This is a genomic window from bacterium (assembly GCA_040755755.1).
Classification (GTDB): domain Bacteria; phylum SZUA-182; class SZUA-182; order DTGQ01; family DTGQ01; genus DTGQ01.
In genome coordinates this window covers 104,400-115,165 of sequence record JBFLZW010000018.1, presented here as the reverse complement: position 1 = coordinate 115,165, position 10,766 = coordinate 104,400, and the positions used below count along the sequence as shown (strand labels likewise).

Annotated in this window: 10 protein-coding genes; 9 read left to right on the top strand and 1 reads right to left on the bottom strand. The window is 53.3% G+C overall.

Annotated features, from left to right (window positions below):
• Positions 1 to 44: 44 nt before the first annotated feature.
• Positions 45 to 2,279: an ATP-binding protein gene (locus tag AB1611_06635; protein MEW6379267.1), complete on the bottom strand. Its 2,235-nt coding sequence runs from the start codon at positions 2,277 to 2,279 to the stop codon at positions 45 to 47.
• A gap of 268 nt (positions 2,280 to 2,547) precedes the next feature.
• Here AB1611_06635 and AB1611_06630 point away from each other — a divergent pair, with 268 nt between their 5' ends.
• The 9 genes from AB1611_06630 to AB1611_06590 all read left to right on the top strand — a co-directional run bounded on the left by AB1611_06630 (position 2,548) and on the right by AB1611_06590 (position 10,391).
• Positions 2,548 to 3,837 carry an outer membrane protein transport protein gene (locus AB1611_06630; protein MEW6379266.1) on the top strand — a complete coding sequence of 430 codons (1,290 nt, stop codon included), beginning with the start codon at positions 2,548 to 2,550 and terminating at the stop codon, positions 3,835 to 3,837.
• Between the two features lie 110 nt (positions 3,838 to 3,947).
• Complete coding sequence (locus tag AB1611_06625; GenBank protein ID MEW6379265.1) at positions 3,948 to 4,544, top strand: RNA polymerase sigma factor; 597 nt, start codon at positions 3,948 to 3,950, stop codon at positions 4,542 to 4,544.
• Positions 4,528 to 5,016, top strand: a complete 489-nt coding sequence (locus AB1611_06620; GenBank protein ID MEW6379264.1) for a zf-HC2 domain-containing protein — start codon at positions 4,528 to 4,530, stop codon at positions 5,014 to 5,016. Before AB1611_06625 ends, AB1611_06620 begins: the two co-directional genes overlap by 17 nt.
• An 8-nt stretch (positions 5,017 to 5,024) precedes the next feature.
• Positions 5,025 to 5,225, top strand: coding sequence for a hypothetical protein (locus tag AB1611_06615; protein ID MEW6379263.1), 201 nt, complete (start codon positions 5,025 to 5,027; stop codon positions 5,223 to 5,225).
• Entirely contained in the window at positions 5,222 to 5,689 is a 468-nt protein-coding gene (locus tag AB1611_06610) for a periplasmic heavy metal sensor (GenBank protein MEW6379262.1), read from the top strand. The genes AB1611_06615 and AB1611_06610 overlap by 4 nt, the downstream gene beginning before the upstream one ends.
• Complete coding sequence (locus AB1611_06605) at positions 5,682 to 7,094, top strand: efflux transporter outer membrane subunit (protein ID MEW6379261.1); 1,413 nt, start codon at positions 5,682 to 5,684, stop codon at positions 7,092 to 7,094. Before AB1611_06610 ends, AB1611_06605 begins: the two co-directional genes overlap by 8 nt.
• A 20-nt stretch (positions 7,095 to 7,114) precedes the next feature.
• The gene (locus tag AB1611_06600; protein ID MEW6379260.1) at positions 7,115 to 8,455 is read left to right on the top strand and encodes an efflux RND transporter periplasmic adaptor subunit; all 1,341 of its coding nucleotides are present in this window, start codon (positions 7,115 to 7,117) and stop codon (positions 8,453 to 8,455) included.
• A complete protein-coding gene (locus AB1611_06595) occupies positions 8,452 to 9,180 on the top strand; it encodes an ABC transporter ATP-binding protein (protein MEW6379259.1) in 729 nt (242 codons plus the stop codon). Before AB1611_06600 ends, AB1611_06595 begins: the two co-directional genes overlap by 4 nt.
• Positions 9,180 to 10,391 carry an ABC transporter permease gene (locus AB1611_06590; GenBank protein MEW6379258.1) on the top strand — a complete coding sequence of 404 codons (1,212 nt, stop codon included), beginning with the start codon at positions 9,180 to 9,182 and terminating at the stop codon, positions 10,389 to 10,391. Before AB1611_06595 ends, AB1611_06590 begins: the two co-directional genes overlap by 1 nt.
• Positions 10,392 to 10,766: the final 375 nt, after the last annotated feature.

Sequence of the window (10,766 nt, the reverse complement as noted above, 5' to 3'; positions counted from 1 at the left end):
GATAACTGAAGAGTGCAATTGTAAAAGGCCGGGTTTTGGGGAATTTAAACCTTCACTTTATCTCCCTCTATTATCTCCCGCAAATTCCGAAGCAGGTCAGACAGGGAATAGGGCTTCTGGAGAAACCGGAATCCTCTCTGCTGGATGGCAGGCCACAGTGACTTCTGGTCAGTATAGCCGCTGGTCATGAGAACCTTGAGGTCAGGCTGGCGCGCAAGAAGCCGGTTGACCAGTTCGAGACCGCTCTGGTCGGGGAGCACTACATCGCTTAACACCAGAGCGAACTTTCCTTGTGCCCGCTCACAGATATCCAGGGCTTCCCGCCCGCTTGAAGCCTCATTTACCGTATAGTTGTTTTTTTGCAGCACCCTGACGGTCGATTTACGAACCCCCTCTTCATCCTCCACGACTAAAATCCGCTCACCCCTGCCCTGAAGATCCTGAAGCGGAATAACCTCTTCTCCCTTCCAGTATGCCTGAGAGAGAAGGACCGGCAGGTACACCTTAAATACCGATCCTTCTCCCAACCTGCTGTAAATGTTAATCCACCCTTCATGCTGTTTGACAATGCCGTAGACTACCGAAAGGCCAAGACCGGTTCCTCTTCCGATCTCTTTGGTGGTGAAAAAGGGTTCAAATATCCGCTCGGCGGTCCTCTCATCCATACCGCATCCGGTATCCGCAATCTGGAGACAGACAAACTGGCCGGGCCGGGCTTCAGGAATATTTTCAGAATCCTTTTCATCCAGGATTACGTTTTCCGTCTTGATGGTAAGCCTGCCCCCCTTTGGCATGGCATCTCTGGCATTGACCGCCAGATTCATAATTACCTGCTCGATTGTTCCCTCATCGGCCAGAATCGGCCAGATATGGGGCTCCAGCTCAGTAGCAATGGTAATATCCTCACCAATGAGGCGGTAGAGCATCTTGAGCAGGTTATCTATCAGATCGTTCAGATCGACGAACGTATGCTCCATCGGCTGCTTGCGGCTGAAAAGGAGCAACTGGCGGGTAAGGTTCGCCGCCCTGCCAGCCGCTTCTCTTACCTGGTTAAGGTCCATGGACGCAGGGTCCTCATCGGATATATTCATCATGGCCAGGGTGGTATAGCCCTGAATGGTGGTCAGCAGGTTATTGAAATCATGGGCCACACCTGCGGCCAGGATACCGATGGCTTCCATCTTTTGTGATTGAAGCAGTTGTGTCTGGATCCTGGCTTTCTCCTCCTCCGCCCGCCAGCGCTCGGTCATGTCACGGGCGATCCAGACAATTCCGGCTGTATTCCCCTCCTTGTCGTGCAGGACCGAAGTCGAGAGACTGGCCGGGACCTGCACCCCGTTTTTGTCTCTGAGAGTAAGGTAGAAGTTCCTGAGTTCCTTTCCGCTCATTATTTCCCTGAGCTGATGGTTCTCCACCTGTTCAGGGGGGAGAAGGATAGTCAATGGCTGCTCCTTGAGCTGATTTTCCGTATATCCCAGCGTATCGAAACAGGCCTCATTGGCAAGTTGTATCCTTCCCCCGGTGTCCAGAAGAATGAGGCAGTCACTCATGGTGGAAATGATGTTTTCGGCTGCCGTGGCCAGGGAAACCGTAAAAAGTTTGTACTTGGCGATTGCGTAGACCAGTCCGGCTATCCATATCAGGGCAATGACGTTCCCCGACACCGGGATGACATGAATATGTAATTGTGGAAGAATGACATCGGTTATCGTTCCAAACATGAATGCAATGCCGGTGGCTGTCATGAGAACAAGGGTATGTTTTTTCTTAATTGGCGATTTCGTTTCTCTCCGAAAACGGAAAAGCAGGTAAAGTGCCGCCATAATGGTGGAAATGAAATAAAGATCATAGGCATATGTCCAGATTGAATTCGACCAGACCAGCGTCCATCCATAACTTTCCTTCAATACGTCCTCTGCAATTGCCTGATCCTTCCACTGCAGATAAATGAAAAACAGGGGTAAGGAGAAATTAATCACAGAGAATATTTTATTTTTCAGTATGGCTTTCTTATCAGTAAAGATAAGATGAAACCAGACGGTAAGGCCCATAAATCCTGCAGCCCCAACGAAGATTATGTTAACAAATCTCATAGCCATGTCCCTGGGAATAAAGTGGTTACACATGAACATGGCTCCAAGGCTCCAGATGGCAAAACAGCCGATGAGAGCTGACCCTACCCTGTTCAGTGGAGACCTGGGGCTTTTTACCAATACGAAAATAGCCAGGAACGAGTGAACAACAAAACTCAAAATATTGACAACCGTCAAAAAACTCATGATCGAGCCCCTTCGCCGTTCAGCAGGGGAGAGAGCTGGTAAATTTACTGAGTAAAATATGGTTCCTTCGGTATCGCTTACCCCTTCTTATAGTATAATACCATAATCTTATATTTTGTTCAAATTTTAAAGCAGGATAAAATTTATATGATAAATACTATTTGAAATTGATCTTTATATTTAAGACCAAAAATATAAATATTTATCACTGCCAAGCTCATCACAACCAGCCCAAAATACCGAAGGAACTCTCAAGGGGGAGGATGGTATGAAAAAAATCCTATTCATTTGTTTATGTGCACTGTTATTTGCCATGCTTGGCGACTGCAGCCTGGTCTGGTCCGCCGGTTTTGCCCTGTACGAGTGGGGGGCGCGGGGCAGCGCCCTTGGCGGGGCGGCCATAGCCAGAGCTGACGATCCTTGCGCACTGGCATTTAACCCGGCTGGAATCACCCGCCTGGAAGGTGTCCAGGCCTCATTCGGATCGAGCATGATCAGCCCCAAAGTCACCGCAGTGGTCAGCAGAGGCAATACAACTACCTCAACTGACACCAGGGATTTATTACTTTTCCCGTCCAACGTCTACTTCACCTGCCAGTGTAATGACCGTTCCTGGTTTGGCCTGGGCCTCTATTCACGATTCGGTCTCTCAACCCGATTCCCCGCGAACTGGGCAGGAAGGTATGGCAGCTACTGCGCTGACATCGAAAGTTATTCTCTCAATCCCGACTGGGCCTTTAAAATCAGCGATGAACTATCTGCTGCCATTGGTTTGGAGGCCATGTACTTTGCAATAGTGTCAAAAAACAAAATTGCCGATCCCGGTTTTGCCGGTGGAGAAATCGACAGCCGAATAACTGCCGACGACCTTGCTCTCGGTGCAAATCTTGGCCTTCATTACCAGCCCGGCGACCGCTTGTCCTTGAGCCTGACCTGCCGCAGTAATGTCAATCAGAATCTGAGAGGCGAGGTTCAGTACAGCCCCTCCAGCGTGCCGTATCCACTCGATCCAACCGTAAAGTTTTTTCATAACTCCAATGGATCCGGTAAAATCAGGCTGCCTGCGTCAATTTCCGCAGGTGTGGCCGTATCGCCGATAGAACAGTTGAGTGCTGAATTTTCTCTGATTTATACCGGCTGGAGCAGCTTCGATAAGCTGGTCATTGATCTATCCACGCCCCCCAATCCCGCTGACCCGGCATCATCCCATCAGAAAATCCCCAAGGACTGGCACAATACCTGGCGATATCAGCTCGGCCTGGAGTATGCCGTGAATGACTGGCTGGATCTGCGGGCAGGCTCCGTGTTTGACGAATCACCGATCGATGAGCACCACCTGGATTATATGGTCCCGAATAATGACCTTGCCATGTTCAGCCTGGGAACCGGCTTCCATTGGATCAAGTGGACCATGGATATTGCGTATACCTCTGTGCTTTCGAGGGACAGGAAGGGAATTGTGGTTGTTGAAGGTGATCCCGTTGACCGCTCACATGCCATCACTTTTAAAAATGGCTATGCCCATTCTCTGGCCATAAGCATTGGCTACACGTTTTAACATCCTGATATCTTCTCTTCTTTGAATTGTGCTACAATTCGCGATCGAGGGAACTTTTTCCGAAATTCTCTTGTCTAAGTGGTGTAAGGGCGCATTGACTGGAGGGACAAGTGAAGGACATTTCCAGGGATATTTTACTACAGGCATCTTTGGGTGATGAAGAAGCTTTCGAGATGATTTACCGGGCTGCTTCTGAATTTGTCTATACCATAGCTTTCCGGATAACGAACAACCGTGACGATGCGGAAGATGTCACTCAGGAGGTATTTATAAAAATATATAAGAATCTTAAAGACTTCCGGTTTCTCTCATCCTTTAAGACGTGGGTATACAGAATTACGGTGAATGCAGCCATAACTGCCTGCAAAGGAATAACCGAGGAGATGAACCGGCGGGACGATGACAGTTCCCTTGCTGAGCAGTGCATCTCTCCCCTGGCAGAAACAGCCATTGATCAGGATGACACCGAAAGACTCATCACCGATTTACTGGGGGTGCTCAATCCTGATCAGCGAGCCTGCATCGTGCTGCGAGAGATCGAGGGACTGAATTATAAAGAAATATCCGAGGTTTTGAATATTAATATTAACACGGTACGCTCAAGGCTCAAAAGAGCACGGGAGGCTCTTATAGCTTACCGGAAAAGCGAGGCTACAAAAAATGAAATGCAAAAAAATTCAGGAGTTGCTCTTGACAGATTATCTTGACGGCGAAACGAACGAGATAATGACCAATGAAATTGAAGGTCATCTGGCTGTCTGCCCTGCATGCAGGCAATTCGAACAGAGCATCCACAATGCAGCCAGGGAGCCATTTGAATATGCCCGGAGAATCAAGCCGCCGGAGGTAATATGGAACCGGGTCAAAGAGGGCATTGGTACCGAGGAAGGCAGCAGGGCGAAAAGCTTCCCGGCAAGAATACACAGTCTGCTCCAGTATATTTTCGCTACGCCCAAAACTGCTTTTGCCGTGCTCATCGTAGCGGTATCGGCCCTGGTCATGATGGTTATCCTGTCGGACTTTCACCTGAACCATAAGAGAGCTGCCAGGGCAAGATTTGCCGGAGTGCAGCCGCTCAGGCAGGTCAAATACCTTTCTGATGTCATGGAGGAGCCGGAGCACGCTTCGATTGAAGAAAATGATGGATATGGTACAGCCATTGAAGAATATTTCCTGTAACCCCGGATATGTCTATTGCATCCGGGGTGATAGATAAACTAACAAAAAGACAAAGACAAAGGATACCACAGAGACACAGAGGCACAGAGGTAAGCCCAGAGAAAAGCATAGGAGTGGGAGTATGGGAGAGTGAAAAACCTCTGGAGCTAATTTTTGTAGTTTGGCCAGGTGAAAACCGCTATACAGAGGAAAGGAGGAATATCCGATGAAATTACAGGGCAGGATACTTATCTGTCTTCTGGTAATCATGAGTCTCGGTGCGACTCCCGCGTATGCAGCCAGTTCCCGGGGTAGGCAGGATGAACCGAATCCGGAGACAAGAGAGGCCCAGATTGTAGAAATCTTTCAGCAGCTTAATCTGACTCCTGAACAGGATAGCCAACTGAAAGCCCATCGAAACAGGCATGAAAAACAACAAGAGGAACTGAAAGGTCGTATTCGGGCCAAGAAGGAAGAGCTGAAACAGGAGCTGCAAAAACCTGATCTCCAGATGGAGAAAATCAACCAGCTTCATGCAGAATTAAAGGCTTTACTTGGCCAGAAAGAGGATAACCGGCTGGAAGGAATCCTGGAAGTAAGAAAAATTTTAACTCCACAACAACTGGTAAAATTTCTGGACCTCATCGGGAAGCATCATCCCGGCCCGGAAGGAAAAGGGAAGGATCGTGAATAATCAGCGGATTGAAAACATCCTCATGCTGCTGCTGCTTGTGCCGCTGCTGTTTGCGGGGTGCGTGGTTGTCGGGCCGGATTATGTGCCGCCTGATCCGGCGGCGCCCAAAGCGTGGAACGCCGAGCTGTCAGGTGGTTTGACTGCATCCCCCCTGGACGCCCAGACCCTGGCTGCCTGGTGGTCCCGGTTGAATGATCCGGTGCTGACAAGCCTGATCAGCCGCGCGGTCAATGGCAATCTGGATCTTCGCAGCAGTCGGGCCCGCCTGCGGGAGGCGCGGGCGCGCCGGGGCATCAGCGAGTCCGACCGTTATCCGACCCTGGATGCGACCGGCTCCGCCTCCCTGAGCCGCAGCGACGGCAGGGAGAGCAAGCTCTTCAAGGCGGGATTTGACGCCGCCTGGGAGATGGATCTTTTTGGCAGGGTGCAGCGCTCCACCGAGGCGGCGCAAGCGGATATCGAGGCCAGCCGGGAAAATATGCGGGACGTTCTGGTGAGCCTTTCGGCTGAAGTGGCCCTGAATTATGTCGAGGTCCGGCTCTATCAGACCAGGCTGGCCATAGCTGAAAAGAGCCGCAAAGCGCAGGAGGAAACCTATAATCTTACGCTCTGGCGCTCTGAAGCCGGCCTGACGGGTTCCCTCGATGTCGAGCGGGCCAAATCCAATCTGGAGGAGACCCGCTCATCCATACCTTCGCTTCAGGCAGGGCTTGAGCAGGCCATGAACCGGCTTGCCCTGCTGCTGGGTAAAAAACCGGGCTCGCTCCATGAAGAGCTTTCCCAGACGGCACCTGTCCCGGTCGCACCGGTCGAGATCGCGGTTGGAGTGCCTGCTGAGGCCCTGCGGCGCATTCCCGCTGTCCGGCAGGCAGAGCGCAGGCTGGCAGCGCAGACTGCCAGGGTCGCCGCGGCCAATGCGCAGCGATATCCCACGTTCGGCCTGACCGGATCAATCGGCCTTGAGTCTCTTACGCTGAATGACCTGTTCACCTCAGCCACTCAGATTCTCAGAATCGGCTCGAATATTACCTGGCCCCTGTTTGACGCAGGCCGCATCCGGCAAAACGTCGAGGTGCAGGATGCACTTTTGGAGCAGGCCGTAATCGAGTATGAAAGAGCGGTCCTCACAGCCTTGAAGGATGTCGAGGATGCACTGGTCGCTTATGCCAAAGAGCAGGTGCGCCGGCAGCACCTGGAGGAGGCATCGCAGGCTGCCCAGCGGGCCGAAGCCCTGGCCGAAAGCCAGTATTCCGCCGGACTGATCGATTTTCAGGCGGTGCTGGATGCGCAAAGGTCCACGCTGTCCCTCCAGAACCAGTTGGCAGCGAGCGACAGCGAGGTCACCTCCAGTCTGATACGGCTCTACAAGGCCCTCGGAGGCGGCTGGATACCGCTTTTTTCGTAACCATTTTATGGAGAGGATCGATGAAATCAAAGATGAGTCAGAAACCTGATCGAACATCCGATCAGCAATCCGATATGGAAGAAAACCTCGGCCTTGACCAGGCATCTTTAGGCCGAAGGAGGCGAAGAAAGGCCGGACTGCTCATCCTGGCCGTCCTGATTGCGGCCTCCATAATTATTGTCAGCCTCCGCAGGGATGCTGACAAGGCCAATTCGATGCAGTACAAGACCCAGGAAGCACAGCGGGGAGATCTGACCGTAACCGTGACCGCCACCGGCACCCTTGAGCCCACCAACCAGGTGGATGTGGGAAGTGAGCTTTCCGGCATCGTCAAGAGTGTGGAGGCTGATTACAATGACCGGGTAACAGCCGGACAGGTTCTGGCGCGGCTCGATACGGAAAAGCTGAACGCGCGGGTCACCCAGTCCAGGGCTGCCCTGGAATCGGCCCGGGCCAAAGTCCTGCAGGCCAGGGCAACGGTGGCCGAAGCCCTCAGCAGGCTGGACCGGCTCAAACAGCTTTATCAATTGAGCAATCACAAGGTGCCCTCACAGAATGATCTTGATGCGGCCGAGGCGGCCGTAAAGCGCGGTCAGGCTGATGAGGCCAGCGCCAGGGCCCTGGTTGCCGAGGCCAGGGCGGAGCTTGAGGCCTATCAGACAGACCTTTCCAAAGCGGTCATCCGCTCCCCCATCAACGGCCTGGTCCTGAAACGGAGTGTCGAGCCGGGCCAGACCGTGGCCGCTTCTCTGCAGGCCCCGGTGCTCTTTGTCCTGGCCGAGGACCTGACCCAGATGGAGCTTCATGTGGATGTGGATGAGGCTGATGTGGGCCAGGTGACAGAAGGGCAGGAGGCCACCTTCACGGTAGATGCTTTCCCTGACCGCAGGTTTCCGGCACATATTACCGAAGTGCGCTATGGTGCCCAGACAGTCAACGGAGTCGTGACTTACGAAACTGTATTGAAGGTAAATAACCAGGACTTGCTGCTTCGGCCAGGCATGACTGCCACTGCCGATATTATCGTCAGGGAGGTTAAAAATGCGCTCCTGGTGCCGAACGCTGCCCTGCGGTTTGATCCTGAAGCTGAGGAGGACGAAAAACCTCAACAGAGCAGGAACCTGGTGACCATGCTCCTGCCGCGCCCTCCGGGGAGAAGACCTGCCTCGGCCATGCAGCGGCAGCAGAAGAAGGCAGCAGCTAACAGTCATCAGCGCAAGGTCTGGATACTTCGTGAGGGGAAACCGGCAGCCATACCCCTGACCATCGGCTTAACCGACGGCCAGATGACCGAGGTGAAGGCGGGCGATGTCCAGCCGGGGCTTCCCTTGCTGGTCGATATGGTGAGGCCGGGTCAATGACAGGGAGCGCTTCGTCACCGCATGATCGGCCGCTTATCGAGTTTCAGGGGGTGACCAAGGTCTATGGCAAAGACCATGCAGCCATGAAGGCCCTGGCCGGTGTAGACCTGCAGATTTATAATGGCGATTTTGTGGCTGTCATGGGGCCGAGCGGATCGGGGAAATCAACCTGTATGAACATCCTGGGATGCCTGGATGTACCCACGAGCGGCAGCTATCTTTTCCGGGGCATCGAGGTGGGTGCACTTTCCCGGGATCAGCGCGCCCTTTTGCGGCGACATTATCTCGGATTCGTGTTTCAGGGATTTCACCTCTTAAACCGCACCTCGGCCCTGGAGAATGTAGAACTGCCCCTGATCTACCGCCGCGTTCCAGCCAGGGAGCGGCATATGCGAAGCCGCAAGGCCCTTGAGGCAGTGGGCCTGGCGGGGAGGGAAAAGCATACGCCGGGCGAGCTTTCCGGCGGGCAGCAGCAGCGGGTGGCCATAGCACGGGCAATGGTAACCAGCCCTGCCGTGCTGCTGGCTGATGAGCCTACCGGCAACCTGGACACGGTCCGCAGCCGGGAAATCATGGAGCTGCTCCGCTCCCTCAACCGGGAGCACGGACTCACCATTGTCATGGTGACCCACGAAGCAGATATGGCGGCTTATGCGCAGCGCATCATTCACTTTCGCGATGGCCTGATCGAATTCGAGAAGCACAACGGGGGAGGTATCCGATAATGGTATGGGACACGATTTTTCTTGCCCTGCGGGAGATCCGGCGCAATGTCCTGCGCTCGTCACTGACCATTCTGGGTATTGTCATCGGAGTGGCCGCAGTTATCACCATGGTGACTCTGGGCAAAGGGGCAACGCTTCAGGTAACTTCAGATATTGCCAAACTCGGCAGCAACATGCTTCAGGTCAGGCCAGGCCAGGGTTTTCGAGGCCCCGGTGGCACGCGGTCAACAGCTCCGCCGTTCGACCTCAAGGATGTCGAGGCGGTGGCTCATACTATCTCCGGTCTGGTGGCCGTAGCGCCGACAGCCTCACAAAACCTCCAGGCTATTTTCGGCAATGAAAACTGGTCCACCTCGATCACCGGCACCGACAACGCCTATTTGCAGGTGCGAAACTGGCCACTCAAGGCCGGTCGCAAATTCACGGATACCGAGCTTTCCGGGGGAAAGGCAGTCTGCATTCTGGGAACTACCGTGTGCAAGGAGCTTTTCGGCAGCCAGGACCCTCTGGGGGCCATGGTCCGCCTGAAAAAGCTTTCCTGCAAAGTCATTGGCGTCCTCGAATCCAAGGGGCAGTCCAGTTTCGGAATGGACCAGGACGATGTCGTCCTGGTGCCGCTTCGCACTTTCCATCGCCGCATCGCCGGAAACCAGGAGATCAGTGCCATTTTTCTGTCGGTGAAGGATGGCATCTCCACGGAAAAGACCCGGCTGGATATCGAGCGCCTGATGCGGGAGCGCCGGCGCATCCCGCAGGGGGAAGATGATAATTTCCATGTCAGGGACATGCAGGAGCTGGTGAGCACCATGACCGGCACGACCAGGCTGCTTACCGCGCTGCTTGCCGCCGTGGCCGCCGTGAGCCTTCTGGTCGGGGGGATCGGCATCATGAACATCATGCTGGTATCCGTCACCGAGCGAACGCGGGAAATCGGCATTCGTCTGGCCATCGGCGCACGGGAGAGGGAGGTGCTCATGCAGTTTCTGGTAGAGGCGGTGGTTCTCTCGCTGCTCGGCGGGGTTGCCGGAATAATGCTCGGATTTGCCATGGCCGCCGCAGGCACCAATCTTCTCCATGTACCCTTCGTGTTCGATCCCGGAATTACCCTGATCGCCTTCCTCTTCTCAGGGGCCGTAGGCATACTGTTCGGCTTCTTCCCTGCCCGCCAGGCCGCAAGACTCAACCCCATCGATGCGCTCAGGCACGAGTAGAAAAGGGAGGGAATAGGAGGGGAGGGGGAGTGTGGTGGATGTCAAGTGCTTGCATAAGAATGGTGGGTTTGGGCTATATTGGGACTTAAAAGGCAATAGTTAGAATAAAACATCATTTTCGATTTAATTATATATTCTAGTTAGATATTTGTCAGACATTTTTATCTTTGTGGAGTGATAGTAAAAACGATCGTTTAATTTTGCGGTAGGATTGGAAGAAATGGAATTTCTTCTAATTGAGATTGAGAAATAGTCAAACCGTTGGTTGCTCCTTAACAAGGAATCTATTTTTAATCAATAAGTTGAGGCTAATTGAAAAGTCCTCGTTTTACCTTTTCGGGGCGTTGGGCAAAAAACCCCATTTTCTCGTGTCGA